The following is a 16,693-nucleotide window of genomic DNA, read 5'->3' on the forward strand; positions in this document are numbered from 1 at the left end:
GCTTTGTGCGTTGTTGGGGCTCTCGCTATGCTTTACATGCTACTCTTTCAAAAATTGAATCGCGTACTTATATGACAAGCACGCAGGTAATAAAGAATGAAATAAAACAGGGTATGAACTATTCATTATTTGATGATGCAAGCAACATGCAGCCATGGGTCGAACCCATCTGCGATGGCGCTCTCATCCTCAGGCATTTTTCAGTACGGCATGAAACTGAAATCATGGAAGGTATACAGCAGGTATTGAGCAGCCATCCTTTCCGTCAGATGCGTACGCCGAACGGTCATCGCATGTCTGTCGCGATGACTTGCTGTGGTGACGTGGGCTGGGTATCGGACAAGGATGGCTACCGCTATAGCCCTTATGATCCGGAAAATGGCACGCACTGGCCAGACATACCGGAACATCTTGCTGCACTTGCCATGCGGGCTGCACTGGAAGCCGGCTACCCGGGCTTTCAACCCGATAGCTGCCTGATCAATCAATATCAGACCGGGTCACGCCTTAGCCTGCATCAGGATAAGGATGAGAAAAATTTTGCTGCTCCCATCGTGTCTTTTTCATTAGGCATACCGGCGACCTTTCTTTTTGGTGGCATGCAGCGCAGTGATTCCGTTCAGCGTTATCATCTGGCGCATGGGGATGTTGTGGTCTGGGGTGGCCCAGCCCGATTGCGTTACCATGGCGTCGCCCCCATCAAGGACGCAGCACATCCCTTATTAGGTACACAAAGAATCAATCTGACATTTCGCCAGGCCATGTAGTGCTGCGTTGAAATACAGACGGACTATCCAACATTTCAGACCAAGACAGACCAATCAACCATGCCAGTGTCACTAGACAATCTCCTCGTTATAGGAATTTCTTCCCGCGCCTTATTTGATCTGGAAGCAGAGGAAACGCTGTTTCAGGAACAGGGGCTGGATGCGTATCGCCAGCATCAACTGCAAGAAGAAAACAGCGTACTAAAACCAGGCGCAGGCTTTGGTCTGGTCAAAGCCTTACTGAAACTGAATGAACTGACACCCGGACACAGGTTGGTGGAAGTGGTTATCATGTCGCGCAATTCATCCGAAACTTCTTTGCGTATTTTCAATTCCATCGCCCACTACGGCCTGGATATTACACGTGCGGCCTTGTCTGGTGGTGCGCCTTTGGCACCGTATCTGCTGGCGTTTAATGTCAGTCTGTTTTTGTCACTGCATGAAGATGACGTACAGGCGGCCATCAATTCTGGCGTGGCATCGGCGATGCTGTATCGCTTACCGGATAACGCGGCAGATCCGGAACAGATCCGTATTGCATTTGATGGTGACGCCGTGATTTTTTCGGATGAATCTGAACGCATTTATCAGGAACATGGCGTAGAAGCCTTTGAAGCACATGAAAGAGAAAATGCCCGAAAGCCTTTGCCACAAGGCCCCTTTGCAAGGTTACTGGTGGCGCTTTCATATTTGCAGAACAATTTCAAAACACCAGATGGCCGTGCCTTCCCTTTGCGCACGGCATTGGTGACAGCGCGTGCCTCACCCGCTCATGAACGAGTAATACGTACGCTGCGCGCATGGAATATCGCAATCGACGAAACCTTCTTTATGGGTGGCGTGAATAAATCCGCCGTGCTGGCGGCCTTCAAACCACATATGTTTTTTGATGATCAGCACGGTCATTGCCTGCATGCGTCGAATGTCGTACCAACCGGACGTGTGCCCGTCAAGCAGGACAAATAAATCCCGCATAAAACAAAAAAGCCAGCCGTATCAGTCATACTGAATCAGGCTGGCTTTTTTACGTGCTATGAGTGCTTAACGCTGTGCCACCGCATCCACCACGCACAAGGCGGTCATATTGACGATACGACGCACTGTGGCCGATGGCGTCAGAATATGTACCGGTTTGGCGCAACCCAGCAAGATAGGGCCAATCGCCACATTATTACCCGCCGTTGTTTTCAGCAGGTTGTAGGCGATATTGGCTGCATCAATATTCGGCATGACCAGCAGATTGGCATCGCTCTTCAAGGTCGAATCGGGCATCATTTTCTTGCGATAGCTGGTATCGAGTGCAGTATCACCATGCATTTCGCCGTCGACTTCCAGATCAGGTGCGTCACGCTGGATTATCGCCAGTGCCGCACGCATTTTTTGTGCGGACTCGCTATTGCTGGAACCGAAATTCGAATGCGACAACAAGGCTGCCTTAGGGAACAAGCCAAAACGGCGCATTTCTTCTGCTGCCAGGATGGTGATTTCGGCGATTTGCTCTGCGGTCGGATTTTCATTCACATGGGTATCGACCAACACCACCTGACGGTCTGGCAAGACCAGGCCATTCATCGCGGCATAGACGTTCACGCCATCACGTTTACCCAACACCTGATTGATGTAATTCAAGTGCAGGCCAGTGGTACCAAAGGTGCCGCAAATCATGCCATCTGCATCGCCTTTATGGATCATCATGGCACCAATCAGTGAATGACGACGGCGCATTTCCAGCTTTGCATATTGCTCGGTCACACCCTTACGCGCAGTCATCTGGTGATAGGTTTGCCAGTAATCACGATAGCGGTCATCGTGCTCAGGATTAATCACCAGGAAATCTTCGCCCGCCTTGAGACGCAAGCCAAATTTTTCTATGCGCTGATCAAGGATGTGTGGACGTCCCACCAGGATAGGCGTCGCCAGTTTTTCATCAACAATGACCTGTACCGCGCGCAGGACTTTTTCTTCTTCACCTTCGGCAAAGACGATACGTTTGCGTTCTGCTGGCGCTTTTTTGGCGATCTGGAACAGCGGCTTCATGAAGGTGCCACTGTGATACACGAATTGCTGCAGCTTCTCTACGTAAGCCTGCATGTCTTTGATAGGACGTGCTGCGACACCGCATTCTTCTGCTGCCCTTGCCACTGCCGGGGCAATCTTGATCATGAGGCGTGGATCAAAAGGCTTGGGTATCAGGTATTCAGGGCCGAAAGACAGGTTGCTGATACCGTAGGCAGAAGCAACGACATCGGATTGCTCGGCCTGAGCCAGTTCAGCAATCGCGTGCACGACCGCAATTTCCATTTCACGTGTGATGGTGGTTGCACCACAATCCAGAGCACCGCGGAAAATGTAAGGGAAACACAGGACATTATTGACCTGATTAGGAAAGTCAGAACGCCCGGTCGCCATGATGGCGTCATCACGTACAGCTTTGACTTCGTCTGGCAAGATTTCTGGCGTAGGGTTAGCCAAGGCCAGAATCAGGGGATTTGCTGCCATCAGCTTGACCATGTCCTGCTTCAGCACGCCAGCGGCCGACAAACCGAGGAAAATATCGGCATCAGGAATCACATCACGCAGGCTACGGGCCGTCGTTTCTTGTGCGAAACGCTCTTTGTCCGGGTCCATCAATTCAAGGCGGCCTTTGTACACTACGCCGGCCAGATCGGTCACGAATATATTTTCCAGCGGGAAGCCCAGGTCCACGATCAAATCCAGACAGGCCAATGCCGCCGCACCGGCGCCAGACACCACCAGCTTGGTGTTTTTAATGGTTTTTCCAACGACTTTCAAGCCATTCAGGATTGCTGCGCCGACGATGATCGCTGTACCGTGCTGGTCATCATGGAAGACCGGTATGCGCATACGCTCACGCAGTTTGCGTTCTATATAGAAGCATTCCGGTGCCTTGATGTCTTCCAGATTGATACCGCCAAATGTCGGTTCCAGAGAGGCAATGATATCGACCAGCTTGTCTGGGTCAGATTCGCTGATTTCGATGTCAAATACATCAATACCGGCAAATTTCTTGAACAGGACGCCCTTGCCTTCCATCACTGGTTTGGATGCCAGCGGGCCGATATTACCCAGGCCCAGCACCGCAGTACCGTTGGTGATTACACCAACCAAGTTGCCACGTGCCGTGTATTTAAAGGCTGCTGTCGGGTCAGCCACGATTTCTTCACATGGGGCAGCTACACCGGGGGAATACGCCAAAGCCAGATCACGTTGATTCGTCAATTGCTTGGTTGCAGTGACACTGATTTTGCCCGGCGTCGGGAATTCATGATATTCCAGCGCCGCCTGACGCAATTGTTGACGTATTTGCTCTTTTTGATCTGACGAATCCATGTGCTTGGCCTTCTTTCTATTTTTGCTTACGGAAATCTTACTGCCCGTGATTCTAGCAGAGGGAACACTCTAACTTTATACGTATTTGTACGACTCATATGCTTTTGGCGCATAACCAAATGCGATTTATTCTGTTATACCGAGCAATATAGCTATTAACTATTAACTTAATAAAATCAATTGTCTTTTAAAATCAATTATTAAAATCTATTATTCTTCTCACGTTGATAGCAAACGCAAGCAAATTCCAGTAAATCACCAAGGAGAGCATTATGAGCACCCAGGCAAACCCATCCGTCACCATCAAGAATCTTGAATCCGCTTTTGCCGGCGAATCCATGGCCCACATCAAATACCGCTACTTTGCCAAACTGGCACGTGAAGCCGGCGCCATAGAAATTGCCGAAGCATTTGAAGCCACCGCCGACCAGGAAGTCATGCATGCCTTTGGTCATCTGGATTTACTGTATCCCAAAAGCCAGTTGACGCCACAACGTGCGCTGGAAATTGCCATTGAAGGTGAAACCTATGAATACACTGAAATGTACCCAACATTCCGCCATCTCGCTGTGGAAGAAGGCAACCACGCTGCTGTCGCTGAATACGATGAGCAAATCGCAGAATCTAAGGAACACGCTGAAAACTTTAAGCGGACTTTAGAAATCGCGGCCAAACGCTTCGCCGCGCTGGCAAGGGTAGAAGAACGTCACGCCAATCACTATCGCGCCGTGCTGGAAGCCAATCAGGCTTGAATCCGGCAAGGCTGGCACTGAATCAAGAATCAATCAAACAAAATCAAACAAAATCAAACAATACAGAGGACAACATGAAAACCTACCAATGCATCGTATGCGGCTTTATTTATGACGAATCCACAGGCTTGCCAGAAGAAGGCATCGCCGCTGGCACACGCTGGGACGATATCCCGGCAGACTGGGAATGCCCGGATTGTGGTGTCGCCAAAGCTGATTTTGACATGATAGAAATCTGAGGTTTGCCATGAAACCCATCACCATCATCGGCTCTGGCCTGGCAGGCTACACTCTCGCCAAGGAATTTCGCAAGCTCGACAAAACCACGCCCTTGCTGATCATCACTGGCGATGATGGTGGTTTTTATTCCAAACCCATGCTGTCAAATGCTTTTGCCTTGGGCAAGCAGCCGCAACAATTGCAAAGCCAGACGGTAGAGCAAATGGCTGCTCAGTTGAATGCCCATATCCTGACCCGGACCATGGTCAGCAGCATCAACACCGCCACGCAAACAGTGCGGACCAATATGGGTGAATTTGAGTATGCACAACTGGTGCTGGCACTGGGGGCGCAAGCAATACGCCTGCCCATCGCTGGCAATGCCGCTGATCAGGTCCTGTCAGTCAACAATCTGGCTGACTACAAGATATTTCGTGAAAGGCTGACGCAAGCGGGTGACAAGGTGAACGTCACCATACTCGGCGCCGGACTGATAGGTTGCGAATTCAGTGATGATCTGGCCAGTGCAGGCCACATCGTTACGCTGGTAGACCCCAATGCCCTGCCGCTGGCTGCACTGGCACCAGTCGCCATTTCGCAAGGCTTGCAAACTGCGCTGACAGAAAAAGGCATACAACTGAAACTCGGCGTCACGGCCAGCCAGATTTATCGGCGCGACCAGGCATTGCACGTCACCTTGTCGAATGGTGAAAGTTTTGTCACGGACGTCATCTTGTCGGCAGTAGGTCTGCGTGCCGACACCCGCCTGGCGCAAGCAGCCCAGTTGCACACCGGACGCGGAATCATCGTGGATGAATATGGTCAAACCAGCGCCAGTAAGGTCTATGCACTGGGTGACTGTGCGCAGTACACCCTTGACGACGGCAGTCAGAATACCATGCCCTATGTAGCACCACTGATGGCAGCAGCCCGATCAATTGCATTAAGCCTGAGCGGCCAGCCTTCACGCATAGAAATGAAGCTGGCAGCGGTCCTGGTCAAAACGCCCAGCTATCCGGTCGCCCTGATCGCGCCTGCCGCCCACGTCAGCCCATCAGGCACATGGGAATCCGAGCACGGCGCCGGTGTCACGACCAGTCGTTTCTTTGACGAAGACAGGATAATACGCGGCTTTGCCGTTGCGCCACACAGTGCCAAATCGAGAACCACACTGATCGGTGAATTGACAGAAGCACAGACTACAGCCATGACATCCCTGGCTTGATTGTGCTGATTGTGCTGAATGTGTTGATTATGTTGATTGGCAAACACCAGTCAACGCCTGGGTAGGTAAGCATTTGTACCGAATTAAGCCAGTCCATGTTGTATCCCCGGCTTCATTCGGTACAATGCAAGCATGCTTTCCGAATTTGACCTCATCAAGCGCTATTTTGCGCAACACCATATTCAAGACAGTCGCGTCGCCCTGGGTATAGGGGATGATTGCGCCCTGCTCAACCCCAGTCCGGGCATGCAAATGGCGATTTCCAGCGACATGCTGGTTTCTGGACGTCATTTCTTCCCCGATGCTGACCCACGCATGCTGGGCCACAAATGTCTGGCCGTGAACTTGTCTGACCTGGCAGCCATGGGGGCAAAACCTGTTGCATTCACCCTTGCCCTGTCGCTACCGGAAGCCAATCCAGCCTGGCTGGCTGAATTTTCAGCCGGCTTGCTGGCCCTGGCGGATGAACATCAATGCCATCTCATCGGTGGTGATACCACCAAGGGCCCATTGAATATCTGCATCACGATTTTTGGCGAACTGCCCCCCGGCACAGCGCTGCGTCGTGATGCTGCCCGCAGCGGTGATGATATCTGGGTATCGGGCAGTCTGGGTGATGCCCGCCTGGCGCTGGCGGCTTACTGGAATGAAGTATCACTGGACCCGCAAGTACATCAGCAGGCAGCATTGCGCATGCATACTCCCAGCCCGCGTATTGCTTTGGGTATGGCGCTGCGCGGTATCGCCCATGCGGCACTGGATATTTCAGACGGACTGGCTGGCGACCTGGGCCATATCCTGGACAAGTCGGGCGTCGGCGCTACGCTGTTGATAGACCAGTTACCGGCAGGGCCAGTATTACAAACACAGCCACAGGATTTACGCAGGCAATTTACCCTGAATGGCGGTGATGACTATGAGCTGTGCTTTACCGCAGCAGTCAGCAACAGGCAGCAGATATTGGCTGCGGCAGCACAATCGAACACCGTCGTCACCCGCATAGGCCAGATACAAGGTGCCAGCGGTTTGCGCCTGCTGGATGATGAAGGCAAAGACCTGCATCTGACTTATCAATCTTTTGATCATTTCGTCAATCCATGACTACTCTCGAACAAGGCCAGACAGCCATCGTCACCCACCCCACCTGGCGTTTCATGCTGCGCCACCCCGCCCATATACTGGCGCAGGGTTTTGGTAGCGGCCTGTCGCCGATTATGCCGGGTACATCCGGCACCTTGTTTGGCTGGCTGAGTTTCCATGTTTTTTCCACGCGCTGGCCAGAAATTTTTACCACGACCAACTGGGCTATCATCATCCTTCTGGGGTTTATCGTGGGTGTCTGGGCTTGCCACATTACCGGCAGGAACATGGGAGTCGCCGATCATGGCAGCATGGTATGGGATGAAATCATCGCCATGTGGCTGGTGCTGTTGTTCATCACGCCTGCCAGTTGGCAAACCCAATTGTGGGCCTTTATCATTTTTCGCTTTTTTGATATGGCAAAACCGCCCCCTATCGGCTATTTTGACCGCCGCTTCAAAGGTGGCTTTGGCGTGATGTGGGATGACATCGTGGCGGCCTTCTTTTGCCTGCTGACTTTTGCCCTGTGGCGCGCACTGTGAATACATTAATTTTCACGTAAACAAGAAGGGGGACATGCTTGCATGTCCCCCTTCTTGTTTCACGATCACTTCAGCGTTTACATCAGCATTCACACCGGGCAAACGATTGCGATTTTATTCGTCCTTTACACCATCAATACCCAGTTCCTGGATTTTGCGTGTAATCGTATTGCGGCCTATGCCCAGGCGAATGGCGGCGTCATTCTTGCGGCCATGGGTATGGCGCAAGGCTGCCTTGATGACGACAGATTCAAAGCTGCGACCCAGCTTGTCAATGACTTCAGACTGGCCTTCTGCCAGCATGGCTGCCGCTTCGGCTTCCAGCAAGGATATCCAGCTTTCACCGCTGCGATACACAGGCTTTTCCATAAAGGCACTGGCACCAGCCTGCACAGGCGCTGCTGCCGTATATTCCGCCGGACGTGCATGGAGATCGCTGCCATTCATACCGGCTGGCGGGCTTGCCGGTGCTGCGATTGGCACCAGATCTTGCGGCAAATCAGGGATTTCTACTGTCTGCCCCGGTGCCATGACGGTAATCCAGTTGCACAGGTTTTCCAGTTGCCGGACATTACCCGGAAAATCCAGGCTGGATAAAAACTGCAATGCCGGTTCTGACATGCGCTTTACATCAACACCCAGTTGCTTGGCGCTTTGATTCAGGAAATATTTGGTCAATAGCGGTATGTCTTCGCGGCGTTCGCGCAGGCTTGGCAAGCGCAGGCGAATGACATTTAAACGATGGTACAAATCTTCACGGAACAGACCGTCTTTGACACGGGTTTCCAGATTCTGGTGCGTCGCCGCGATCACGCGCACATTCGCCTTCATAGGCTGATGCCCACCTACACGGTAAAAATGGCCGTCCGACAAAACGCGCAGCAGACGTGTCTGCAAATCAAAAGGCATGTCACCGATTTCATCCAGGAACAGGGTGCCGCCTTCGGCTTGTTCAAAGCGTCCGCGTCGTGTGGTTTGCGCGCCGGTAAAAGCGCCACGTTCATGGCCGAACAATTCTGACTCCAGCAAATCCTTGGGGATAGCCGCTGTATTCAATGCAATAAACGGCTGGGATGCGCGTGGGCTATGCTTATGCAGTGCACGTGCCACCAATTCTTTACCGCTGCCGGATTCGCCGGTAATCAGCACCGTCACATTCGATTGTGACAAACGACCTATGGCGCGAAACACATCCTGCATGGCTGGTGCCTGCCCCAGAATTTCCGGGGTTTCTGACATGCTTTGCTCAACACTGGATTCACGCAGACTTTCATCCAGTGCACGGCGTATCAGCTCGACTGCCTTGTCCAGATCAAAAGGCTTGGCCAGGTATTCAAATGCGCCGCCCTGAAATGCCGCGACCGCCGATTCCAGATCCGAAAACGCCGTCATGATAATTACAGGCAAACCCGGATACTTGGCCTTCACGGTTTGCAAGAGTTCCAAACCGGAAGCACCATGCATGCGTATGTCAGAGACCAGCACTTGCGGTGTATCGCTTTGCAAAGCGTTCATCGCATCTCTTGCATTGGTGAAGCTGCGCGTTGCCAGATTTTCCCTCGCCAATGCTTTTTCCAGCACCCAGCGAATTGAATCGTCGTCATCCACTATCCAGATTGGTTTCATATTGTCGTTCTGCATTCTGTGTTAAGCATATCAATAGAAGGAGCACTTTTGGTGCAACCACTTTTCCTTTACCTCACTTCAAGGTAAGGGAATGAGTATCCGGAAATCTGTGTACCCTGGCCTGCTTTCACATTCGATGACACCCAGATGCTGTTCAACGAAAGTTTGCGCCAGTGTCAATCCCAGACCGCTGCCGCCCTCCTTACCCGAGACCAATGGGTAAAAAATCCGGTTGCGTATCTCGGGTGGAATTCCCGGACCGTTATCAATGATATGCAAATCTAATGCCAGCCTGTAGCGAACCTTCGCCAGCGTGATCTGGCGCACCACACGCGACTTGAAAGTCAGCACTGCATCGCCCTGTCTGATTCTTTCATGCAAGGCTTGGGCAGCATTATGGGCGATGTTCAACACCGTCTGTATCAACTGTTCTTTGTCACCACGAAATTCAGGTATCGATAAATCATAGTCGCGCTTGATGGTCAGCCCCTGCGGGAATTCAGCCACAATCAGGCTACGCACGCGCTCACAGACTTCATGGATATTCACGTCGCCAACGATATGCGGCAGCCGGTGCGGTGCCAGCAAGCGGTCCACCAGAGTCTGCAGGCGGTCAGCCTCCTTGATGATGACCTGTGTATATTCGCGCAATTCACGCAGGTGGCGCTCGGGCAATTCCAGTTCCAGCAGTTGCGCGGCACCACGTATTCCACCCAGAGGATTTTTGATTTCATGGGCCAGATTACGTATCAGTTCCTTGTTGGCCTTGCTTTGATCGAGCATGCGCTCTTCTCTGTCGAGCTTGAGTTGCTGCACGTTTTCGCGCAACTCTATCAGTACCGGCGTATCAGGATTATCCAGCGCTGTCACGATGCTGTGCACATGCAATGCTTCACGCCCGGCGCGTTCCAGCGTCAGGTCTTGGCGCTTGTCGGCAAACTGGTGTGCCACCGCCTGATGAAACACCTCGATCAACTCTTCGCCGTTCAGGAACAGGTCTGTCAGCTTTAAATTCGTGAGTGATTTGAATGAACTGTCCAGCAAATTTTCAGCAGAGGCATTGGCAAATAAAATACTGCCCTCCGCATCCAGCACGATAACGGCTGAGGTCAGCAAATCCAGTCCGGCAAATGAGGTAAGTGGAGTTTTCAAACGTTATCCATAAAAAAAGGCCGCACACAGCGACCTTTACGCAAGCATCATGCCCGGACTGGTGCCTGTTGGCACCATTTCCCGACATGGGCGACTTATTTCGAATTGGCTATCTCTCGTTTAAGCGCTTCTATGTTCTTTTCGGTGCGACTGATGTCTTCTTTCATCAAATTGGTGCGTTCCTGGTATTTGGCGTAATTCTTTTCATCGCCTCGCCTTTCCGGCTCACCATTATTGAACTCTTTTTTCAAATTCGCGAGCTTCTGCTCTTCCGCCTTCAATTCGTCCTGCAAAATCTGCTTGCGGTCTGAGTCCCTGGCTTTTTGCGTTCCCTCATCTACTTTGGGAAAGTCGGTAGGGCTGCTGGCTGGCTTACCTTGAGGCTTTTTGCCTGCCGCCGGTAAAACAGGGGCCGGTACCACCGTAATGCCCTGCAATTCCACCTTTTTGCAACCTTTGACTGCGCCCGTGTTCTTGTATTCTTTTTTACCGTTCTCGTCGACGCATAAATACACATCGGACTGTGCATGGGCGTAAGCCTGCACACCAATCAGGAGAATGAAAGCTGACAATAGTCGATTCATATTAAAGCAATAATCAATCACGGACTTGTAGTGTATGCGATGCAGCGATGCAACACAATTACGAAAAAATTAGCATTTGTAACAAAAAAAGCGGGGTTGCCCCCGCTTTTTCTGTTTTTACCCTAATTACAGAGAGTAGTACATGTCGAATTCGACTGGATGAGTCGTCATGCGGAAGCGTTGTACTTCTTGCATTTTCAAGTCAATGTACGCATCAATCATGCTGTCACTGAACACACCACCGCGTGTCAGGAATTCACGATCTTTGTTCAATGCATTCAGTGCTTCTTCGAGGGAAGCGCAGACTGTCGGGATCAATGCATCTTCTTCTGGCGGCAAATGGTACAGATCTTTGCTCGCTGCTTCGCCAGGATGGATTTTGTTTTGAACGCCGTCCAGACCTGCCATCATCAGTGCAGAGAAGCACAGGTATGGGTTCGCCAGTGGATCAGGGAAACGTGTTTCAATACGGCGACCTTTTGGATTGGCAACGTAAGGAATACGGATGGAAGCAGAACGGTTACGTGCGGAGTAAGCCAGTTTAACCGGTGCTTCATAACCTGGGACCAGACGCTTGTAGGAGTTGGTACCCGGATTAGTGATCGCGTTCAATGCTTTTGCATGTTTGATAATGCCGCCGATGTAGTACAGGGCGAAATCAGACAAACCGGCATAGCCGTCGCCAGCAAACAGGTTTTTGCCATCTTTCCAGATGGATTGATGCACGTGCATGCCAGAACCGTTGTCGCCAACGATAGGCTTAGGCATGAAAGTCGCTGTCTTGCCGTAGGTATGCGCTACGTTCCAGACTACGTATTTCAGGTTTTGTGTCCAGTCAGCACGCTCTACCAGAGTAGAGAACTTGGTGCCGATTTCGTTTTGACCAGCGCCAGCCACTTCGTGGTGATGCACTTCAACCGGGATGCCCAGGGATTCCAGGATCAGGCACATTTCAGAACGCATGTCCTGGAAGCTGTCGACTGGAGGAACCGGGAAATAACCGCCTTTAACGGTAGGACGATGGCCAGTATTGCCGCCTTCCAGTTTTTCGCCTGTTGTCCAGGAAGCTTCTTCGGAATCGATCTTGACGAAGGAACCGGACATGTCCACTTTCCAGCGTACGCTGTCAAAAATGAAGAATTCTGGTTCTGGGCCAAAGTAGGCGGTATCACCAATGCCGGAAGATTTCAGATACGCTTCAGCGCGTTTTGCGATGGAACGTGGATCGCGGTCATAGCCTTTGCCATCGGATGGCTCGATGACGTCACATTGCATGAACAATGTTGTTTCTTCGAAGAAAGGATCGATATTGGCAGTATTAGGATCAGGCATCAACAACATGTCGGATGCTTCAATACCTTTCCAGCCAGCGATAGACGAGCCGTCAAATGCGTGGCCAGATTCGAATTTATCGATATCGAACTGGGAAACTGGAACAGTAACGTGCTGTTCTTTGCCTCGGGTATCAGCAAAGCGAAAATCAACGAACTTAACTTCGTTGTCTTTCGCCATTTTCAAGACTTCTGCGGCTGTCATTGCCATGTGAAACTCCTCAAATAGAGCTAAAAAAAATTCGGAAATTGCTGAGCCCTGCACCTGCCAGCAACCAAGAACGAGTGAACAGTCCTACCTCATCCACTCTTGAATTCAACTGGCGGCTAAACTCAGTGAGAGATGATAGCAGAATCCATGCCATCAACCAGCCAAAGCATATTCAAATTTGATATTTGTTAAATGCTTGTTTTTGTGGCGTTTTCTTTGTGCATGTCGGCACATTGCCACAAATAAACAAATCACGAACCGCTACAATTTGGTGCAAATATGAATTTATGCACCAATTAAATGCATTTATCTTGTGAAAATATATTTTTGCACAGCTTAGGTGCGCATCCATGATGCTTGTTTAAATGGTATTGCTTTGTACTTCATACACATTCAATTAATCTGGAGTCGCTGCGTAGTCTTGCCTGGTAGCATAGAAATACTGAGGTACTGAGGCATTGTCCGTGGCAACGGCACCTTGCCAGCTTAATCTTGCAACTGCCTCTTATTCAACTCGTCAATCACAAAGTATCTGGATGGTCGTCGTTTGATCAGCATCAAGCAAGTGTCAATAGGTCGACTAAATTCAACAAATGAGATTGACTCTCATTTGTTGAATCGCTATCGTCACCCTGCCTGTTTATTAAATCGCATTCTTTGCCGACAGGTTTTCGCCCGTAGCAATTGTGCGAAGCTCTCTTGTGCGCCGTCCGCCACATTCATTGATCATCATGCATGCATATTTACGCCAATTTTTTACCCGGCCTTTGCTGTTCGCCTTAGCGATCTTTTTGCTGTCCCTGTTTGTCAGCTTTTCGCTCATACCAGAACTGCGGGACTGGAATATCGATGACACATCTTCCGTAAAATTGGCACATGCGTCGAACACTGCGAGGCACGACCTACTGTTCAACTATCTGATCGGCTTCGTTTTCAGTGCCATGCTGGCTTATCTGGTCAGGTTACTGCTGGAAGCACGCCAACAAAAGCACGGTTTGAAAAAAATCATCGAGAAGAGAACTGCCCAACTGGCGCAACGCGAGGCAGAATTACGCCGCGCCCAGGCCATGTCAAAAACCGGTAGCTGGATCAGCAGCCTGGATAATCAGGATATACGGTATACAGAAGAAGCCTGCCGCATCTGGGGCATCAGCCCGGGTAGTAAAATAACTTGTACCACCCTCATACAACGCATCCATCCGGACGACAAAACCTTGGTAATCAATACCTGGGCCAAGGCGATGACAGGCCAGGATATGGAAATCGAACACAGGATACTGGTCGACACCCAGACCCGCTGGCTACACATACAAATCAAGCTGGAACGGCAGGCAGACGGCAGCGCCATCAATCGCTATGGCACCGTGCAAGACATCACCGAACGTAAGCGCGTAGAAGAAGATTTACGTATTGCCGCGATTGCCTTCGAAGGCCAGGAAGGCATGGTCATCACCGATGAACGCAGAACCATATTGCGCGTCAATCAGGCATTTACCCGCATCACCGGCTACACCAGGGAAGAAGCCATAGGCAAGCAAACTAGCCTGCTAAAGTCCGGCATGCACGGCAACAGCTTCTATGCCGAAATGACTGCCTATCTTGAAAAGAGTGGCTATTGGCAGGGCGAAATCTGGAACCGCCGTAAAAGCGGTGAAGTGTATCCCGAATGGCTTACCATCACCGCAGTCAAATCCGGCAATGGCAACGTCGTCAACTATGTTGCCACCATGCTGGACATCACCCAAAGAAAAACCACAGAAGCAAAACTCGAACATCTCGCCTACCACGACGCCCTGACAGGCCTGGCAAATCGCCGTCTGTTGCTGGACCGGTTACAACACACGCTGCTGAGCAAATCCCGTCATAACCGCTTTGGCGCCCTGCTGTTTCTTGACCTGGATAATTTCAAGAGCATCAATGACACCATCGGCCATGGCAAAGGTGATCTGTTATTACAAGTGGTTGCCAAGCGCCTGGCGCATAGCATAAGGCAAGGCGATACGCTGGCACGCCATGGTGGCGACGAATTTGTTTTACTGCTGGATGATCTCAGCGACAATCTACGCGAAGCAGCAATAGAAGCGCAAATGATCGCCGCCAAAATACTGTCCGACCTGCATCAGCCATATGACCTGGAGCATTTTGAATATCACAGCAGCGCCAGTATCGGTATTACCCTGTTTGGCAGACAAAACGACAATGCAGAAGAATTGTTGAAGCAAGTTGAAGTCGCGATGTACGAAGCCAAAGCCAGCGGTGGCAACCTGTTTCGTTTCTTTGACCTGGACATGCTTGATATCGTCAATGCCCGCGCCGCCATGGAAGCAGATCTGCGTCTGGGATTGACGCAACAGCAGTTCGTCCTGCACTACCAGCCCCAGGTAAATGCGGCAGGTACCATCATTGGCGCAGAAGCGCTGGTACGCTGGCAGCACCCATTGCGCGGCCTGGTTTCTCCCGCCGAATTCATTCCCCTGGCTGAAGAATCAGGGCTTATCATCCCACTTGGTATCTGGATCTTGCAGACCGCCTGCCAGAAGCTGGCCGAGTGGCAGCGAGATCCGGCAACATCAGCGCTGACGCTGGCTGTCAATGTCAGCGCCCGCCAATTCAAGCAGATTGATTTTGTGGCCCAGGTGCAGGACATCATCCGTCATGCAAGCATCGATGCCAGCAAACTGAAACTGGAATTGACAGAAAGCCTGCTGGTAGATAACGCAGAAGAAACCATCGCAAGAATGAATCAGCTCAAAATGCAGGGAGTCGGTTTTTCCCTGGATGATTTCGGGACTGGTTATTCTTCCCTATCCTATCTGAGGCGCCTGCCCCTGGATCAATTAAAAATCGACCAGTCTTTCGTACGTGAGATGCTCAACAATACCAATGATGCCGTCATCACCCGCACCATCATAGGACTGGGACAAAGCCTGGGACTGGCAGTGATTGCCGAAGGCGTAGAAACGAGCGCGCAGCAAAAGTTTCTGGTACAGCAGGGCTGCCAGGCATTTCAAGGTTATCTATATGGTAAGCCGAGCCCCGATTTAATATACACTAAAGGCTAACCCATTCAGCAACAATGCACGGAGACCAATATGTCCACCACTGATCATCTTCAGACAGCGCGCCAGCGTGGCCAGGAACAAGCCCTGGATTATGCCGGCGCAATCACCCCGCAAGAAGCTTTTGAATTATTGCAAAACGATAGCAAGGTCTTGCTGGTGGATGTACGCACCAATGCCGAACGTGACTGGGTGGGTCGCGTCAACATCAATCCATCGCAACATCAGGCCGTGCAATGGAGCCTCTACCCAGGTGGCGTCCCCAATCCTGATTTTCTGACACAACTGCAAGCTGCGGCACCCGACAAAACCACAGCCCTTCTTTTTCTATGCCGCTCTGGCGTGCGTTCGCGCCATGCAGCCAAACTGGCAACAGAGAATGGTTACACCAGCTGCTTTGACATCCTGCAAGGCTTTGAAGGCGACAAAGACGCCGACGGCCACCGAAAAACCGTAGGCGGCTGGTGCCAACTGGGCCTGCCATGGCTGGGTGCTTAAGTCTTTTTCAACAAAAAAGAAAAAAGCTTCCAAGTTGAATTTTATTTTGCTAGAATAGCGGACTTCGCTGTTACGGCAAATGACTGCGAATGTAGTAGGAGAGGTGGATGAGTGGTTTAAGTCACACGCCTGGAAAGCGTGCGTAGGTTTATCCCTACCGGGGGTTCGAATCCCCCCTTCTCCGCCAAGAACAATGAAAAAGCCCTTGATGATCAAGGGCTTTTTCTATTTCTGCATCTGACTCTGAATATCTGAATTAAGCTACGCGGTCGCTTCAGTCACCGCCAGAGGATATC

General features: G+C 51.1%; 14 protein-coding genes and 1 tRNA gene. 10 read left to right on the forward strand and 5 right to left on the reverse strand.

Annotation, left to right across the window (positions count from 1 at the left end; all coding sequences use genetic code 11):
* The first annotated feature begins 113 nt into the window (after positions 1-113).
* Positions 114-767, forward strand: coding sequence for a DNA oxidative demethylase AlkB (gene alkB / locus ACO0LK_RS21315; protein WP_422978620.1), 654 nt, complete (start codon positions 114-116; stop codon positions 765-767).
* Positions 768-827: 60 nt separating this feature from the next.
* Positions 828-1,733 carry a 5'-nucleotidase gene (locus ACO0LK_RS21320; protein ID WP_422978622.1) on the forward strand — a complete coding sequence of 302 codons (906 nt, stop codon included), beginning with the start codon at positions 828-830 and terminating at the stop codon, positions 1,731-1,733.
* Positions 1,734-1,808: 75 nt separating this feature from the next.
* Here the strand turns inward: ACO0LK_RS21320 and ACO0LK_RS21325 are convergent, their stop codons facing one another.
* Positions 1,809-4,118 carry an NADP-dependent malic enzyme gene (locus ACO0LK_RS21325; protein WP_422978624.1) on the reverse strand — a complete coding sequence of 770 codons (2,310 nt, stop codon included), beginning with the start codon at positions 4,116-4,118 and terminating at the stop codon, positions 1,809-1,811.
* A gap of 272 nt (positions 4,119-4,390) precedes the next feature.
* Between ACO0LK_RS21325 and ACO0LK_RS21330 the strand changes: the two genes are divergently transcribed.
* The 5 genes from ACO0LK_RS21330 to ACO0LK_RS21350 all read left to right on the forward strand — a co-directional run bounded on the left by ACO0LK_RS21330 (position 4,391) and on the right by ACO0LK_RS21350 (position 7,936).
* On the forward strand, positions 4,391-4,870 hold the full coding sequence (locus tag ACO0LK_RS21330; protein WP_422978626.1) for a rubrerythrin family protein: 480 nt from the start codon (positions 4,391-4,393) through the stop codon (positions 4,868-4,870).
* Positions 4,871-4,944: 74 nt separating this feature from the next.
* Positions 4,945-5,109, forward strand: coding sequence for a rubredoxin (locus tag ACO0LK_RS21335; protein WP_186948704.1), 165 nt, complete (start codon positions 4,945-4,947; stop codon positions 5,107-5,109).
* Between the two features lie 8 nt (positions 5,110-5,117).
* Entirely contained in the window at positions 5,118-6,314 is a 1,197-nt protein-coding gene (locus ACO0LK_RS21340; RefSeq protein WP_422978628.1) for an FAD-dependent oxidoreductase, read from the forward strand.
* 132 nt (positions 6,315-6,446) lie between these two features.
* Positions 6,447-7,415 (forward strand): thiamine-phosphate kinase, encoded by a 969-nt coding sequence (gene thiL / locus ACO0LK_RS21345; protein WP_422978630.1) that lies wholly within the window; start codon positions 6,447-6,449, stop codon positions 7,413-7,415.
* On the forward strand, positions 7,412-7,936 hold the full coding sequence (locus ACO0LK_RS21350; RefSeq protein ID WP_422978632.1) for a phosphatidylglycerophosphatase A: 525 nt from the start codon (positions 7,412-7,414) through the stop codon (positions 7,934-7,936). Before thiL ends, ACO0LK_RS21350 begins: the two co-directional genes overlap by 4 nt.
* Positions 7,937-8,050: 114 nt before the next feature.
* Here the strand turns inward: ACO0LK_RS21350 and ntrC are convergent, their stop codons facing one another.
* The 4 genes from ntrC to glnA form a co-directional block, all read right to left on the reverse strand.
* Entirely contained in the window at positions 8,051-9,562 is a 1,512-nt protein-coding gene (gene ntrC / locus ACO0LK_RS21355) for a nitrogen regulation protein NR(I) (protein ID WP_422978634.1), read from the reverse strand.
* 78 nt (positions 9,563-9,640) lie between these two features.
* Positions 9,641-10,714 carry a nitrogen regulation protein NR(II) gene (gene glnL, locus ACO0LK_RS21360; protein ID WP_422978636.1) on the reverse strand — a complete coding sequence of 358 codons (1,074 nt, stop codon included), beginning with the start codon at positions 10,712-10,714 and terminating at the stop codon, positions 9,641-9,643.
* Positions 10,715-10,809: 95 nt separating this feature from the next.
* Entirely contained in the window at positions 10,810-11,298 is a 489-nt protein-coding gene (locus ACO0LK_RS21365; RefSeq protein WP_422978820.1) for a DUF4124 domain-containing protein, read from the reverse strand.
* Between the two features lie 126 nt (positions 11,299-11,424).
* On the reverse strand, positions 11,425-12,840 hold the full coding sequence (gene glnA / locus ACO0LK_RS21370) for a type I glutamate--ammonia ligase (protein ID WP_186948698.1): 1,416 nt from the start codon (positions 12,838-12,840) through the stop codon (positions 11,425-11,427).
* Positions 12,841-13,571: 731 nt separating this feature from the next.
* Between glnA and ACO0LK_RS21375 the strand changes: the two genes are divergently transcribed.
* The 3 genes from ACO0LK_RS21375 to ACO0LK_RS21385 all read left to right on the forward strand — a co-directional run bounded on the left by ACO0LK_RS21375 (position 13,572) and on the right by ACO0LK_RS21385 (position 16,584).
* The gene (locus ACO0LK_RS21375; protein ID WP_422978638.1) at positions 13,572-15,902 is read left to right on the forward strand and encodes a bifunctional diguanylate cyclase/phosphodiesterase; all 2,331 of its coding nucleotides are present in this window, start codon (positions 13,572-13,574) and stop codon (positions 15,900-15,902) included.
* A gap of 30 nt (positions 15,903-15,932) precedes the next feature.
* Complete coding sequence (locus ACO0LK_RS21380) at positions 15,933-16,397, forward strand: rhodanese-like domain-containing protein (RefSeq protein WP_422978640.1); 465 nt, start codon at positions 15,933-15,935, stop codon at positions 16,395-16,397.
* Positions 16,398-16,494: 97 nt separating this feature from the next.
* A tRNA-Ser gene (locus tag ACO0LK_RS21385) sits at positions 16,495-16,584 on the forward strand.
* Positions 16,585-16,693 lie beyond the last annotated feature (109 nt).

It is taken from the genome of Undibacterium sp. Ji49W (assembly GCF_049340205.1).
GTDB lineage: Bacteria > Pseudomonadota > Gammaproteobacteria > Burkholderiales > Burkholderiaceae_D > Undibacterium.

Excerpts from the sequence above, each read along its gene's own strand:
- ACO0LK_RS21350 (WP_422978632.1), top strand. The coding sequence starts at position 7,412 with ATGACTACTCTCGAACAAGGCCAGACAGCCATCGTCACCCACCCCACC.
- thiL (WP_422978630.1), top strand. The coding sequence starts at position 6,447 with ATGCTTTCCGAATTTGACCTCATCAAGCGCTATTTTGCGCAACACCAT.
- ACO0LK_RS21365 (WP_422978820.1), bottom strand. The coding sequence starts at position 11,298 with ATGAATCGACTATTGTCAGCTTTCATTCTCCTGATTGGTGTGCAGGCT.
- ntrC (WP_422978634.1), bottom strand. The coding sequence starts at position 9,562 with ATGAAACCAATCTGGATAGTGGATGACGACGATTCAATTCGCTGGGTG.
- ACO0LK_RS21340 (WP_422978628.1), top strand. The coding sequence starts at position 5,118 with ATGAAACCCATCACCATCATCGGCTCTGGCCTGGCAGGCTACACTCTC.
- alkB (WP_422978620.1), top strand. The coding sequence starts at position 114 with ATGAACTATTCATTATTTGATGATGCAAGCAACATGCAGCCATGGGTC.
- ACO0LK_RS21375 (WP_422978638.1), top strand. The coding sequence starts at position 13,572 with ATGCATGCATATTTACGCCAATTTTTTACCCGGCCTTTGCTGTTCGCC.
- ACO0LK_RS21320 (WP_422978622.1), top strand. The coding sequence starts at position 828 with ATGCCAGTGTCACTAGACAATCTCCTCGTTATAGGAATTTCTTCCCGC.
- ACO0LK_RS21325 (WP_422978624.1), bottom strand. The coding sequence starts at position 4,118 with ATGGATTCGTCAGATCAAAAAGAGCAAATACGTCAACAATTGCGTCAG.
- ACO0LK_RS21335 (WP_186948704.1), top strand. The coding sequence starts at position 4,945 with ATGAAAACCTACCAATGCATCGTATGCGGCTTTATTTATGACGAATCC.
- ACO0LK_RS21380 (WP_422978640.1), top strand. The coding sequence starts at position 15,933 with ATGTCCACCACTGATCATCTTCAGACAGCGCGCCAGCGTGGCCAGGAA.
- glnA (WP_186948698.1), bottom strand. The coding sequence starts at position 12,840 with ATGGCAATGACAGCCGCAGAAGTCTTGAAAATGGCGAAAGACAACGAA.
- ACO0LK_RS21330 (WP_422978626.1), top strand. The coding sequence starts at position 4,391 with ATGAGCACCCAGGCAAACCCATCCGTCACCATCAAGAATCTTGAATCC.